Below are 14358 nucleotides of genomic sequence, written 5' to 3' on the forward strand. Positions count from 1 at the left end.
GAGTCCTTCCATGACCGCCTGGAACGAAGACAACGAAGCCTCCGGCTCCGACGTGGGCGCCGTCACCGTCCTGGAGGGGTCTTCGTTTTGCATCTCCGCCGGAACCGGTGACATCAGTCCCGACGCCGGGACGAACGGCGCGTTCTACCAGGACACCCGGATCATCTCCCGCTGGGTGCTGCGCATCAACGGGTCTTTGCGGGAGCCGTTGTCAGCCCAGCGGCCCCATCCGTTCGAGGCAACTTTCGTGGGCCGTGCCACCTGGCCGGGTGGCCGGTTCGACAGTCCCCTGGTGGTCCGTCAGGTCCGCCACATTGGACCCGGCCTGCAGGACGACATCACACTGCAGAACTATGCGGCTGAGGCCGTCGAGTGCGACATTGAACTCCTGGTCGATGCGGACCAGGCTGACCTGTTCGAGGTGAAGGGCGGGCGCACCACGGGCCCGGACGACACCACCCGCACCGTGGTGGACGGAAAGCTCATTATTGAAGCATCCCGTCATGGCCAGCAGCGGGGTTCCGCCATCGGGGCACGGGGTGCCGAGGTGGGCACGGATGGCCTCCGTTTCCGGATCACCGTCCCGGCCAGGGGCAAATGGGCCACCAGCGTGATCGTGGTGCCGCTGGTTAACGGGGAAGCGCCGGAGAAGCCCTTCAAGGAAGGCCAACTGCCGCACCACCGCGAGGGCGTGCGGCGGCACCTGGCCTGGGAGGAGAACCTTCCCCGGATCAGCATCGAGGACTCCAGCTTCCAGAACGTGCTCAACCGGAGCCAGAGTGATCTTGGCGCCCTGCGGATCTTCGATGCGCATCATCCCGACCGCGCCGCGGTTGCCGCCGGTGCCCCCTGGTTCATGGCGTTGTTCGGGCGGGATTCGCTGCTGACGTCCTATATGAGCCTGATGGTCAACCCCAACCTGGCCCTGGGCACCCTGCAGACCCTGGCCGGAATCCAGGGAAAGAAAGTGGACCCCGATTCCGAGGAGGAACCCGGCCGTATTCCGCACGAGGTCAGGCTGGGTGTCACCGCCGGGCTGTCGCTGGGCGGCACGGCGTATTACGGGACAGCGGACGCCACGCCTCTTTTCGTGTCCACCCTGGGCGAGTTGAGCCGGTGGGGGTTGTCCCGGGATGCGATCCAGCCGCTGCTGGCGCACGCGGACCGGGCGCTTGAATGGATCGAGAAGTACGGCGACCGCGACGGCGACGGCTTTGTGGAATACCAGCGGCCCAACGACCATGGGCTGGTGAACCAGGGCTGGAAGGACTCCTGGGACGGGATCAACTTCGCTGACGGCACCATTGCGGAAGCACCGATCGCGCTCTGCGAGGTCCAGGCCTATGTCTACTCCGCCTACCTTGGCAGGTCATTGCTGGCCCACTGGAGCGGGGATTCGGGCCTGGAACAGCATTGGGCCGGGAAGGCGGCGGCCTTCAAAGAGGAGTTCAACAAGAGGTTCTGGCTGCCGGACAAGGGCTATTTCGCGGTGGCGCTGGACAAGGACAAGCGGCACGTTGATGCGCTGACTTCCAACATTGGGCATTGCCTGTGGACCGGCATCGTGGACGAAGACAAAGCGGAATCCGTCATGGAGAACCTGATGTCCCCGACGATGTTCACGGGCTGGGGCATCCGGACCCTGGCGTCCGACATGGGCGCCTACAACCCGGTGAGCTACCACAATGGCTCGGTGTGGCCGCACGATACGGCATTGGTGGCCACCGGCCTGATGCGGTACGGGTTCGTGGACGAAGCCAAACGGGTGGCGTTGGGCGTCCTCGATGCTGCCGAACATTTCGACGGCCGGTTGCCGGAGCTGTTCTGCGGGTTTGACCGCGGCGAGTTCCCCGGGCCTGTTCCCTATCCCACCGCGTGCTCACCACAGGCCTGGGCAGCGGCGGCGCCGGTGCAGCTGGCGCGGATCCTGCTGCGTTTCGACCCCGTCTTTACCCGCGGGGTAGTGCACCTGGCACCGATCCTGCCGGAGACCGTGGGAAGTTTCCGGGCGGAGAACGTGCTGCTGGATACCAGCCGCGTGACCATTAGCGCCGCCGGATCCACCGGCACCATTGACGGCCTTCCCCCGGGACTGAAGCTCCTGGCCGAACCGCGGCCGCCGCTGGCCTACCCGGTGGAAGGAGTGGCGGCCGGGATGGACGCCCGCCGGTTGCACTGACGGGCCCGGCGGCACCGAGGGGCTGTACCGCTTACGGCAGGGGACGCTCCAGCACGTAGTCGTGCTCCACCGTGCTGCCCAGCCGGAAGGATTTGGTGCCCACCTTGCGGAAGCCAGACTTTTCGTAGAAGCGGATGGCGCGGGCATTCTGGCTGTTGACCCCCAGCCAGGCACCGGCACCGCCGGAGTCTGCAGCCGCCGCCAGGCTGGCGTGCATGAGCTCGGCGGCGGCCCCCAGTCCGTGGTAGTCGGGGTGGACATAGCATTTGCTGATCTCCACGGACGGCAGCAGGGTCAGGACGGAAGACACGTCCTCATCCGCCGCAGGCCGGTCCACCAGCAGGCTGTAGCCGTTGAGCTGCCCGTCCGCGTCAATGACCAGGATGGTGGTGTCCGGGTCCGCGAGGTACTCCTCAAAGTGTTCCTCGCTGAGGGTGTTGGCCAGGTGGGCGGCAATGTCGGCAGGCGACGACGACGGCGGGCAGGCCAGCGGAAAGGTGACGGCCGCCAGCGCGGCGAGCGGGCCGGCGTCGTCCGTTGTTGCTTTACGGATGGTGTGGGTCATGCGCACTTCCAGGTCAGGCGGTGATGGTCCGGATGGGGGAGCCGGCGAGCCACGCGGTGATGTCCTCAAGGGCCCCGCCGTAGAACTGGCGGTAGCTTTCCTGGGTGACGTAGCCCAGGTGGGGGGACAGGACGGTGTTCGGTGCGGCCAGAAGAGGATGCCCGGCCTGCAGCGGCTCCTGGTCGAAGACGTCCAGGGCGGCTCCGCGGATCCAGCCCTGGTTGAGCGCCTTGATCAGTGCATCCTGGTCCACCAGCGGCCCGCGGGCTGTGTTCACCAGGATGCCCTCGGGGCCCAGCAGCCGCAGTTCGGCCTCACCCACGGTGTTCTCCGACCGCGGGGAGAGCCGCAGGTGCAGGGTGGCGACGTCCGCGACCGTGAAGAGCTCTTTCTTGGACACCAGCCGGGCGCCGGCTTCCGCGGCAGCGCCGGCTGTGAGGTTCTGGCTCCACGCGACGACGTCCATGCCGAACGCCTGCCCGTATGCGGCCACCCGCCGGCCGATCTTGCCAAGCCCCACGATGCCCAGGGTTTTCCCGGCCAGCTCCACGCCCACCGTTGACTGCCACGTACCGGCCCGGAGGGAGTTTTCCTCCGCCGGCAGATGCCGGGCGATGGCAAGCAGCAGGGCCCAGGTCAGTTCCGGCGCGGCGGTGGGCGAGCCCGGGGTGCCGCACACCGTCACCCCGTGCTCGGTTGCGGCGGCCACGTCGATCGAGGCGTTGGCCATTCCGGTAGTGACCAGCAGCTCAAGCGCCGGCAGCTTCTCGAAGACCTCCCGCGGGAACGCCGTCCGCTCGCGCATGGCGATGACCATGGTGGTGTCCGCCAGCGCCGCCACCAGGGCGTCGGGGGACGCAAAGGGCTCCCGGTAGGACGTCACCGTGACGCCTGCCGTTTCCAGGGCCGCGAAATCGGCGAAGCCATGGGACACGTCCTGGTAGTCGTCGAGGATGGCAAGGCGGTGCGTCATGGCTGTCCTTCGCGGTGTCCTGAGTCCTTGGTCACGTTCATCGTATGGCAGGGGCGGCGGGCAGGGCGCCTGAAACTCCTGGGACGCCGGGCGTGATAGCAATGGGAGTGATGAACTCACCTCTCTTTCCCGGCCGGTCTTCGTGAGCGGCCGCCAATTGGCCCGCCTTCCCAGCAGTTGGATCCTTCTCGCCTGCATAGGACTGTTGGCACTGAACCTGCGGGGGCCGTTCGTGGCGGTGGCCCCTGTGGTTGGGCTGATGCAGGCGGACCTGGGTTTTTCGCCCGTGGTCCTGGGGCTGCTCACCAGCATTCCCGTGCTCTGCTTCTCGCTCGCGGCTCCGCTGGCGTCCCTGGCGGCCAGGAAGTTCGGGGCGGAGTTCGCGGTGACCCTCACCATCCTGGGTGTGCTGGCAGGGGTGCTGGTCCGATCCGCGGGCGGTCCCGGGCTGGTGGTGAGTGGCACGGTGGTGATTGGCCTGGCCATCACCGTGGGGAACATCGCCGTTCCCCTCATCATCCGGCGCGACTTCTCACCCCGGCGGCAAGGTGCGGCCATGGGGATCTACACAGCCGCCTTGAACATCGGCTCGTTCGTGACCTCCGTGGTCACCGCACCGCTGGCCGAAGCCGTTGGCTGGCGGACCGCGTTGGCGTCGGTGGGAGTGCTTGCGGGGGCTGCGATTGTCTTCTGGATCCTGGCGGTGGGGCCGCGGACTGCGTTCCTGCCTGAGCCCGACGGAGACGGCGGTGAAATCCGGCAGGCCGCGGTCCAGGGTTCGGCGGGGATAACTGCGGGGCTTACCGCCGGATTCGCCGGGCAGGCATTTTCCTATTACGCGGTGACGGCCTGGCTTCCGAGCTACCTCAACGACGAGCTGGGCATGTCAGCCTCTGCGGCAGGCGCGGGTTCCTCGCTCTTCCAGATCCTCGCCATTGTGGGCGGACTGGGCGTGCCGTTGGTGGCCCGCTCCATGAGTACGACGGCGGTGGCGGTCACCTTGGGCGTGCTGTGGACAACTGTTCCGGCAGGCCTTCTCCTGGCGCCTGGGTGGTGGTGGCTGTGGTCGGCCTTTGGCGGTGTTGCCCAAGGGGGCGGGATCACCCTGATCTTCATCGCGATCATCAAGCTTGCCCGCGACCAGGCGTCGGCAGGGCGCATGTCCGCCACCGTTCAGGGGGTGGGCTACTGCTTCGCTGCCGTGGCCCCTCCGCTGGTGGGCTTTGTCCATGACGCTTCAGGGTCCTGGACCGCGCCCTTGCTGTTGGTCCTGGGTTCGGTGCTCACCTTCTTCGCCGCCACCACCCTGTCCGTGCGGAAGGTGCCGAAAGGACGCTAGGGCCCCTCCCGCCGTCGAACCTTACCCGCCGGCGTTTCCTAAACGCCCGCTCACTTATCGCAACAATTACGACGACGCCCGCTCACTTATCGCAACAATTACGACGACGCCCGCTCACTTTCCTGAGGATAGTGAGCGGGCGTCCCGTGTCTTCCCGCATCAACTGAGCGGGCGTGTGGTGCGTGCTCCGTCGCCGGACCGGCGCCCCGGATTTCGGGGGGCCTGTTGCGGAGGGCGTGCCGGCCCGGCGGACGGAAATCTACTGCGTGTCAGGCCGCAGCCAGTTCCTCCACGGTGGCCTTCTCGCGGGCCTCGGTCAGGTAGCGGGCGTAGGCGGGGAGGGTGAGGAAGGACGGGAACTCGCGGCTGAGCGTGACCTCTTCGAAGATGTCCCGGGCGTCCTCGAACCGGTCGCCGTCGAAGCGCTCCAGTCGGGCGAATTCCTCATCCAGCAGTTCTTCGACCCACTCGTGGCTGATGATCTCGCCGTGGTCCGTGATGGCCCGGGCGTAGATCCACTGCCAGAGCTGGGACCGGGAGATCTCGGCGGTGGCGGCGTCCTCCATCAGGTTGTGGATGGCCACCGCGCCGTTGCCGCGCAGCCAAGACTCGATGTAGCGGATGCCCACCTCGATGTTGTTCCGGATGCCCTGTTCGGTAATGGTGCCGGTGGTGGCGGCCACGTCGATCAGGGCGCGGTCATCGGGAGTGACGTCCTCGCGGAGCCGGTCCAGCTGGTTGGGCTTGCTGCCCAGGGCGGCGTCGAACACCTCGCGGCAGACGGGCACGAGGTCGGGATGGGCCACCCAGGAACCGTCGAAGCCGTCGTTGGCCTCGCGGGTCTTGTCTGCACGCACCTTCTCCAGGGCGTTGGCGTTGGCCTCAGGGTCCTTGCGGTTGGGAACAGCTGCGGCCATGCCGCCGATGGCCATGGCGCCGCGCTTGTGGCAGGCCCGGACCAGCTGTTCGGTGTAGGCGCGCATGAACGGCTGGGTCATGGTCACCTGTCCGCGGTCCGGCAGGACGAAGCGGGGCCCGCGGGTGCGGAAGTTCTTGATCAGGGAGAAGATGTAGTCCCAGCGGCCGGCGTTCAGGCCTGAAGCGTGGTCGCGCAGTTCGTAGAGGATTTCCTCCATTTCGAAGGCTGCGGTGATGGTTTCGATGAGCACGGTGGCGCGGATGGTGCCCTGCGGGATGCCGAGCAGGTCCTGGGCGAGGATGAAGATGTCGTTCCAGAGCCGGGCTTCGAGGTGGTTCTCGATCTTGGGCAGGTAGAAGTACGGACCCTTGCCCTGGGCCAGCAGGCGGCGGGCGTTGTGGAAGAAGAACAGGCCGAAGTCCACGATGCCACCGGCGATTGGCTGGCCGTCGATGAGCATGTGCTTCTCCGGCAGGTGCCAGCCGCGGGGACGCACCACGATGGTGGGCAGTTCCCCGGCAGGGCGCAGCTTGTATTCCTTGCCCTCCTCGGAAGTGAAGTCGATCCGGCGTTCCAGGGCGTCGGTGAGGTTCAGCTGGCCCTTGATGACGTTGCGCCATGTGGGGGTGGAGGAGTCCTCCATGTCCGCGAGCCACACCTTGGCACCGGAGTTCAGGGCGTTGATGGTCATCTTCTTGTCCACCGGGCCGGTGATTTCAACGCGCCTGTCCTCCAGGCCGGGGGCCGGGGGAGCCACGCGCCAGGAAGGATCGTTGCGGATCTCCTCGGTCTCCCGCAGGAACCGGGGATCCGCGCCGGCGGCGATGTCAGCCCGCCTGGTCCGCCGTGCCTGCAGCAGTTCCTGCCGGCGCTCAGCGGTGGCCCGGTGCAGCTTTGCAATGAAGGCCAGTGCATCCGGCGTGAGCACCTCGTCCTGCCGGCAAATCGGCTGGGCGGTCAGGGTAATGCCATTGATCGTGAAGCTGTCAGTAAAGCTGTTCATCTCAGTCTCCTTAAAGACAAAAGGGAAGTTCGACGGCGGGACTTGCCAAGGTGGGGCCGGGAAGGGAAATCCTCCGCGTGCTATTCCCCGTCCCCGCCCTAAGACCTCGCAGAGCTCGGTCGATGGCGGGGACGGGGCCCCTTTTACGCACGCTTCCGGATTCCCCCTCCCGGCCAGGCGACACTCTCAGGTGAGTGCCGCCGTCGTGCCTCTCCGGTGAGCGAAGCGAACGGCTCACCTTGGGCGGGAAGTTAGTGGAACTGGCCCTCTTCGGTCGATCCGACCAGTGCGAGGGTGGAGGCGTTGGGGTTGAGCGCCGTGGAGATGGTGTCGAAGTAGCCGGTGCCGACTTCGCGCTGGTGCTTGGTGGCGGTGTAGCCGCGGGATTCGGAGGCGAATTCCTTTTCCTGGAGCTCGACGTAGGCGCTCATGCCTTCACGGGCGTAGCCGTGGGCGAGGTCGAACATCGAGTAGTTCAGGGCGTGGAAGCCGGCCAGGGTGATGAACTGGAAGGTGAAGCCCATGGCGCCGAGCTCGCGCTGGAACTTTGCGATCGTGGCGTCGTCCAGGTGCTTGCGCCAGTTGAACGACGGCGAGCAGTTGTAGGAGAGCATCTGGTCCGGGAACTCGGCCTTGACGGATTCTGCGAACTTGCGGGCCAGCTCCAGGTCCGGGGTGCCGGTCTCCATCCAGATGAGGTCGGAGTACGGGGCGTAGGCCTTGGCGCGGGCAATGCAGGGTTCGATGCCGTTGCGGACCTTGTAGAAGCCCTCGGCAGTGCGCTCGCCGGTGATGAATTCCTGGTCGCGTTCGTCGACGTCCGAGGTGATCAGGGTGGCGGCCTCGGCGTCCGTGCGGGCAATGACGACCGTGGGGGTGCAGGCGACGTCGGCTGCCAGGCGGGCGGCGTTCAGGGTGCGGACGTGCTGCTGGGTGGGGATGAGGACCTTGCCGCCGAGGTGGCCGCACTTCTTTTCCGAGGCGAGCTGGTCTTCCCAGTGAACACCGGAGGCGCCGGCCTGGATCATGGATTTCATGAGTTCGTAGGCGTTCAGCGGGCCGCCGAAGCCGGCCTCTGCGTCGGCAACGATCGGGACCAGCCAGTCTTCGACCGTCTGCACGCCCTCGGAGAATTCGATCTGGTCGGCGCGGAGCAGCGCGTTGTTGATGCGGCGGACCACGGTGGGAACCGAGTTGGCCGGGTAGAGCGACTGGTCCGGGTAGGTGTGGCCGGAGTTGTTGGCGTCCGCGGCTACCTGCCAGCCGGAGAGGTAGATGGCGCGCAGGCCGGCCTTGACCTGCTGGACGGCCTGGTTGCCGGTGAGGGCGCCCAGGGCGTTGGTGTACTTGCCTTCCTTGTGCTCTTCGGTGAGCTGCTTCCACAGCTTCTCCGAACCGCGGCGGGCCAGGGTGTGTTCTTCGGAGACGCGGCCGCGGAGGCGGACGACGTCGGAGGCTGAGTAGTCCCGGGTCACACCTTCCCAGCGGGGGTTGGCGGCCCACTCGAGCTCCAGGGCGGCGGCCTGCTGTTCGGGCGTCTGCTGGGTGGGCTCAAATGCTGCAGTCATCGTTGATCTCCTTGATTGAGCTCCGGAGGGAGTAGGTGGGAACCGCGTCGTTGAGGTTCCCACCGGCTTTTCCGGTGCGGTGTTTCTTTCCGTAGCCACTACTTTTCAGCACTTTCAAGCCCCTTTCTAGATGAAACCTCTGGAAAGAAACGCACTTCTTCACGTATTCTTCAGAAATGTCACCTTCAAGCTGGAACAGGGACGTTTCCCAGCCGCCGTCCACCGACGCGGCGGAACTGGACGTCATCGCCTTGGGCCGCCGCGTCCGCCATCTGCGCAAACAAGCCGGGCTGACGCTCGATGACCTGAGCGCCGCCGTCGGGACCGCTCCAAGCCAGCTCAGCCTGATCGAGAACGGCAAGCGTGAGCCCAAGCTGACCTTGCTCCAGCACCTCGCGGGGGCGCTCAACGTCAGCATTGACCAGTTGCTTGGCGCCGAGCCGCCGAGCCGGCGCGCTGCCCTGGAAATCGAGCTGGAGCGTTACCAGCGCGGCCCGCTGTACGAATCCCTGGACCTGCCCAAAATCCGCATCAGTTCACGGCTTCCGCTGGATGTGCTGGAGGCCCAGGTGGGGCTGCTGCATGAGCTCGAACGGAAGATGAACGAGCAGGTGGCCACCCCTGAGGAAGCCCGCCGCGCCAATGGTGAACTGCGGGCCATGATGCGGGAGCGGGGGAACTACTTTCCGGAGTACGAGGCCGAGGCCCAGAAGGTCCTTAAGGAGGTGGGGTACACCACCGGACCGTTGAGCCAGCATGTCATTGCGGACATCGCCGCGCACCTTGGGTTCACCCTCCACCATGTGGGTGATTTGCCGCATTCCACCCGCTCCGTGACGGATTTGAAGAACCGCAGAATTTACCTGACGCAGAGCCAGCGGCAGGACCACGACCCCCGCTCGGTGCTGCTGCAGGCCCTGGGTCACTACGTCCTGGGTCACGAGACGCCCAAGAACTACGGGGACTTCCTGGCCCAGCGGGTGGCCACCAACTATTTCGCCGCCGCCCTGCTGCTTCCGGAGCAGGCCACCGTGGAATTTTTGCAAAAAGCCAAGGCAGCCAAGGAAATCGCGGTGGAGGACATCCGGGACGCGTTCGCCGTGTCCTATGAGACCGCAGCGCACCGGTTCACGAACCTGGCCACCAAGCACCTGGGCATCACCACGCATTTCCAGAAGACACACCAGAGCGGCATCATCTACAAGGCGTATGAGAACGACGGCGTGAATTTTCCCCAGGACCACACCGGCGCCATCGAGGGCCAGCCGTCGTGCAAGGCATGGACGTCGCGGGCCGTGTTCGACGTCGCGGACAAGTTCAGCGCGTACAGCCAGTACACGGATACGCCGTCGGGCACCTACTGGTGCACCGCCCGCACTGAGCGGTCTGCGAGTGGGGAGTTCTCGCTGAGCATCGGGGTGCCGTACCAGCACGTGAAGTGGTTCCGCGGGCGGGAGACCACCGCCCGGGCCACGTCCAACTGTCCGGATCCCACGTGCTGCAAGCGGCCGCCGGCCACCCTCGCCAGCGAGTGGGCCGGCAACGCCTGGCCCTCGGCCCGTGCGCATTCGCACTTGCTGGCGGCCATGCCCCCCGGCGCTTTCCCGGGCGTGGACGAAACCGAGGTGTACAGCTTCCTGCAGGCGCACTCGGGGAACTGACCTACTCAGCGGTTCCGGTGGTGGCATGGTCTGTAATTGGCCGATGGCGAATTACCACCTGCACCTCGGAGTGCAAAATGTCCTCCAAGATGCCGTGCACGGTCTGGAAGGATTCCTGGCTGCCGGACCATCGGCCGGAATCCCGGAGGAAGCCCAGAAGCCGCATGAGGGAGTAGGTGGCCATGACGCCATCGAGGAGGGCATGCGTCATGAGCGTCGTCAGCTTTGCAATCACCTCCGCTGGTTCAAGGGCAGTGATGGTTCGACTTCCATCGAACTCGGGGTAATAGCGGAAAAAGTGTGTCAGGCTCTCCAGCACCTCCTCGATGTCTGCACTGAATTGGTGCCGGCCGTACCACTCGATAAAGGCCGGTGCCAGGGCTTCCAACTCCCGCACGTTGCCGGATGAAGGAAATGTCACTCTTCCGGTGGCGGCTTTGAACGGGTCTCCTGGTTGGTTCCGCACATGGTTCGCTCGTGCCGCCTGCTGGCCCTGCTTCCGTGCCACTTTGTTCCTCGTTTGCTTGGGGTTTCGGTCGGATCAAACGCTAAGGAGGAAGCGACCGGATAGCTACGCCCCGAGAACCGTATGTGGAAAGACCGCGTGCAGGCTGACTCAACGCCCGCTCACTTTCCTGAAGAAAGTGAGCGGGCGTTTGGGGAATGGCCGTCAAACGTGAGCGGGCGTTTCTGTGGTTAGCGCCAGAGGTGAGCGGGCGTTTCTGTGGTTAGCGCCAGAGGTGAGCGGGCGTTTCTGTGGTTAGCGCCAGAGGTGAGCGGGCGTTTCTGTGGTTAGCGTCAAATGTGAGCGGGCGTTGGGTCAGCCGTGGAGCGCCCGGTACGCGTCCGCGGCGGCGGGGTGCAGGGGGACGCCGGCGGTATTGATGAGGCTTTCGGCGCTGAGGAACTGCACGCCCAGGCTCGACTGGGGGATCAGCTCGGCGGCGGAGTGCACCAGCAGCTGCACCGTCCGCTCCACCGTGGCGTTGTCCAGGTCCCTGCGGCACAGGAGGAGGTTGGGAGCACCCACCGTCCACACCGCCGGCACACCGGGATAGCTTCCCTCCGGAATGAGCACGCGGTCGTAGATGCCGCCGTACCGCCGGCGCAGTTCCGGCAGCAGGCCCGACAGGTCCAGGAGGGCCAGCCCCACCTCCTGTTGGGCTGCGGCGATGGCAGCGGTGGGAACTCCGCCTGACCAGAACAGGGCGTCCACCCTCTCCGCTTTGAGCGCGGCGATGCCGTCGTTCAGGCCAAGGTTTTCGACGGCGGCGGTTCCGGCCGGAGGCGCAGCGGCACCTTCGGAGGTGGCGATTCCCGCCGCTTCGAACAGCCGGGGCGTGGTCAGCGATGTGCCGGAACCGGGCTGGCCCACGGCGACCCGGCGTCCGGCCAGCCCGGAGATGTCCCGGATTCCACTGTCCTTCCGGACCACGCAGTGGACGTAGTTTTCGTACACCTTGCCGACCGCGGAGATCTCCGCTGTGTCCCCGCCCGGCTGGTCGGTGGCAGCATCTGCCAGTGCCACGGCAAAGGCAGCCCGCCCGGCCCGCAGCTCCGCGATATTGTCCAGGCTGCCACCGGTGGCCAGGGGCCTGGCTTGGTTCGCCACTCCGTGGCGTTCCAGAGCGGCTGCCAGCAGCGTTGAGAACTCGAGGTAGAAGCCGCCCGGTTCGCCGCCGGCAACGATCAGGGTCTCCGGCCGGTCCCCGCCGGTACAGGCAGCGAGGGCAGACGGCAGGCATGCGGCGAGTCCGACGGCGAAGGCCGACTTGAGCACGGACCGCCGCGGCGGGAGAGCGGCCGGACCGCCCGGGGCACCAGGGCTGTTTGGGGCGCCGGGCTCACGCACGGGCACCATCCCTGCCGGACCCTGCTGCCAGCTGGTCCGCTGGCGGCACCGGAAACTCGATCCGGGCCGCCAGTCCATGCGGGGCCGCTTCGGCCAGGACCAGGCGCCCCCCGTTCGCGGCGGCAAGCTCACCCACGATGGTCATGCCCAGTCCGGTCCCCGGAACAGAGGAGTGCTGGGGGGACCGCCAAAACCTGGTGGCAGCCAAGGCGCGTTCTGAAGCGGAAAGCCCGGGACCGTCGTCGGAAATTTCCACCACCACCTTGTCCGGTTCCGTCCGCACGGCAGCGGCAATGGCGGCACCCTGGGCGTACTTGATGGCGTTGTTCAGGAGTTCGCCCGCCATCTGGGCCAGCTCTGCAGGGTGGCAGGCCACCAGTGCCGGCGGCTGCGGCGGCGGGGCAAGGGCCAGCTGGCAGCCGGCCTGATCCGCCAGCGGCGCTGCCCGCTCCAGCTCCCCCTGGAGGATGGGGAAGGGGTCCACCGGTGGGGCAGGCGCACGGCCTGCAGGACTGCCGGAAGCCCGCAGGTATCCCTCGGACGCCCGGTGTTCCGCGGCCGCGAGCTTCAGTACTCCGTCCAGGATCTCCTCCACCCTTTCGAGTTCTGCCAGGGCCTTCTCGGCGGCATCGTGTTCCCTGGCGGACTTCAGCTCAAGCTGGAGCAGGTCCAGCCGCAGCCGGAGCGCCGCCACCGGGTTCCGCAGCTGGTGGGACGCATCAGCGATCAGCTGCCGCTGCGCCGCCATGCTGGCGCTGACGGTCCGTGCCATGGCCGTAAAGGACCGGCTCAGTTCCCGCAGCTCCGGCGGGCCATCCTCGGGGAGGCGCCCTGCCTGCCCGGTCCGCTCCAGCTGGTGCACGGCCGAATCCAGCCGCAGGACGGGCCGCAGAACCCATCCGGTGACCCGGGCGGCCCCCACCAAAAGGACGGCGGCCAGTGCAAGGGCAGCGATTCCCACCGCAAGCCACCGCTCCCGGAGTTTCTGCTGCGCCGTTGCGGCATCGACGTCCAGGACCACGGCGCCCAGGACCTGGCTGGCGCTGCCGAAGGGCCGGAAGATGACGCGGGAAGCGGAGCCAAAGGGCTCGAGGGGTTCCAGGGCTGTGTTGCTCACGTTCAGCCGGGCCAGGGACAAGGCATCCTGCACGTCGGGCTGCCCCGCATCAAGGCCGCCGGAAGCGAGGGTCCGCTGCTGCACCCGCACTACGATGCCCTCCCCGTAGAGCCCCGAGTACGTGTCCATCTCCCGCTGAAGGCGGGCCGTATCGCCGTCGCCTGCCGCGTCAAAGGCGACCTGTGCCAGCCGGTTCAGGGACGCCGCCCGGTTGATCTGCAGTTCCTGGGTCAGCTCACGGGACGCGGAACCCAGGATGGTCCCCGAAATCAGGAACACCACCACCAGGCAGAGCACGCTGAGGACGCCCAGCACCCGCAGCCTCATCCGGAAGCCGCCTCCACCCGGTACCCGACGCCTCGCACATTGATGATGAACCCGGGCTTCTGCAGTTTCGCCCGGAGCCCGGTGAGGTGCACGTCCAAGGACCGGGAGGACGCCAGGAACGCGTCGCCCCACAGGGCGTCCAGGATCTGCTCGCGCGTCACCACAGAACCGGCATGCCGTGCCAGCAGTGCCAGGAGTTCGAATTCCGTGGCGGTCAGGGGGAGGGGCGTGCCTGCCCTGGAAGCGCTGCGCCGGTTGAGGTCGATCGCCAGGTCGTCCAGGACAATAACGTCCTCCTGCGGCGTTCCGCGGCCCCGTCCCGCCCGCCTCGTCACCGCTTCAATCCGGGCCAGCAGTTCCACCAGCTTTACGGGTTTGACCAGGTAGTCGTCGGCGCCGGAGCGGAGCCCGAGCACCACGCTGCGTTCGTCGTCGCGGGCGGTCAGGATCAGGATGGGGACATCGGTGACCTGGCGCAGCTTGCGCAGCACTTCCAGCCCATCCATGTCCGGCAGCCCCAGGTCCAGCAGGATCACCTGGAAGTTCCGGTGCGAGAGCAGGGCGTCGGCGCCCCGGGACAGCCGCTGCGGGTGGTGCCCGGCGCTTTCGACGGCGGCGCCCAGGGCACCGGCCATGGCGTCGTCGTCCTCGACGATCAGCACGTCCATGGCCATCTTCCTTGCTGCGTTATCCGCGGTTGCCGGTTCATCCCCGCTCCGTGAGATTACCGCGCGGCGGCAAAGTTTGCCCGACGGCGGGGCTTGCCAGGCCGGCGCGCACGCCGTCCCGCGCCGAATCCTAAGGAAGTGTTAGGAAATGCCCCGCCGCGTAGGTTGTGCGGTGGATCACCCATAC

The 14358-nt window shown here is 66.8% G+C and carries 11 protein-coding genes; 3 read left to right on the forward strand and 8 right to left on the reverse strand.

Annotated features, from left to right (window positions below; all coding sequences use genetic code 11):
• Positions 1-10 precede the first annotated feature (10 nt).
• Entirely contained in the window at positions 11-2179 is a 2169-nt protein-coding gene (locus tag ASG86_RS17485) for an amylo-alpha-1,6-glucosidase (protein ID WP_056337322.1), read from the forward strand.
• 31 nt (positions 2180-2210) lie between these two features.
• Here the strand turns inward: ASG86_RS17485 and ASG86_RS17490 are convergent, their stop codons facing one another.
• Complete coding sequence (locus ASG86_RS17490) at positions 2211-2744, reverse strand: GNAT family N-acetyltransferase (protein ID WP_056337325.1); 534 nt, start codon at positions 2742-2744, stop codon at positions 2211-2213.
• A gap of 13 nt (positions 2745-2757) precedes the next feature.
• Positions 2758-3717, reverse strand: a complete 960-nt coding sequence (locus ASG86_RS17495; RefSeq protein WP_056337328.1) for a D-2-hydroxyacid dehydrogenase family protein — start codon at positions 3715-3717, stop codon at positions 2758-2760.
• Between the two features lie 142 nt (positions 3718-3859).
• Between ASG86_RS17495 and ASG86_RS17500 the strand changes: the two genes are divergently transcribed.
• On the forward strand, positions 3860-5056 hold the full coding sequence (locus ASG86_RS17500) for an MFS transporter (RefSeq protein WP_056337331.1): 1197 nt from the start codon (positions 3860-3862) through the stop codon (positions 5054-5056).
• Positions 5057-5325: 269 nt separating this feature from the next.
• Here the strand turns inward: ASG86_RS17500 and aceB are convergent, their stop codons facing one another.
• Positions 5326-6978, reverse strand: a complete 1653-nt coding sequence (gene aceB / locus ASG86_RS17505) for a malate synthase A (RefSeq protein ID WP_056337333.1) — start codon at positions 6976-6978, stop codon at positions 5326-5328.
• A 251-nt stretch (positions 6979-7229) separates the two neighbouring features.
• Positions 7230-8546, reverse strand: coding sequence for an isocitrate lyase (gene aceA / locus ASG86_RS17510; RefSeq protein WP_056337336.1), 1317 nt, complete (start codon positions 8544-8546; stop codon positions 7230-7232).
• Positions 8547-8722: 176 nt separating this feature from the next.
• Between aceA and ASG86_RS17515 the strand changes: the two genes are divergently transcribed.
• Positions 8723-10207 (forward strand): helix-turn-helix transcriptional regulator, encoded by a 1485-nt coding sequence (locus tag ASG86_RS17515; RefSeq protein ID WP_056337340.1) that lies wholly within the window; start codon positions 8723-8725, stop codon positions 10205-10207.
• 1 nt (position 10208) lies between these two features.
• On the opposite strand, the gene ASG86_RS17520 is transcribed toward ASG86_RS17515, so the two are convergent.
• The 4 genes from ASG86_RS17520 to ASG86_RS17535 all read right to left on the reverse strand — a co-directional run bounded on the left by ASG86_RS17520 (position 10209) and on the right by ASG86_RS17535 (position 14171).
• Positions 10209-10715: a hypothetical protein gene (locus ASG86_RS17520; RefSeq protein WP_156386215.1), complete on the reverse strand. Its 507-nt coding sequence runs from the start codon at positions 10713-10715 to the stop codon at positions 10209-10211.
• A 312-nt stretch (positions 10716-11027) separates the two neighbouring features.
• Positions 11028-12068: a TAXI family TRAP transporter solute-binding subunit gene (locus ASG86_RS17525; protein ID WP_056337346.1), complete on the reverse strand. Its 1041-nt coding sequence runs from the start codon at positions 12066-12068 to the stop codon at positions 11028-11030.
• The gene (locus ASG86_RS17530; RefSeq protein ID WP_056337349.1) at positions 12052-13503 is read right to left on the reverse strand and encodes a sensor histidine kinase; all 1452 of its coding nucleotides are present in this window, start codon (positions 13501-13503) and stop codon (positions 12052-12054) included. The genes ASG86_RS17525 and ASG86_RS17530 overlap by 17 nt, the downstream gene beginning before the upstream one ends.
• Positions 13500-14171, reverse strand: a complete 672-nt coding sequence (locus ASG86_RS17535; protein ID WP_056337492.1) for a response regulator transcription factor — start codon at positions 14169-14171, stop codon at positions 13500-13502. Before ASG86_RS17535 ends, ASG86_RS17530 begins: the two co-directional genes overlap by 4 nt.
• Between the last annotated feature and the right edge of the window lie 187 nt (positions 14172-14358).

Source organism: Arthrobacter sp. Soil764, from assembly GCF_001428075.1.
GTDB lineage: Bacteria > Actinomycetota > Actinomycetes > Actinomycetales > Micrococcaceae > Arthrobacter.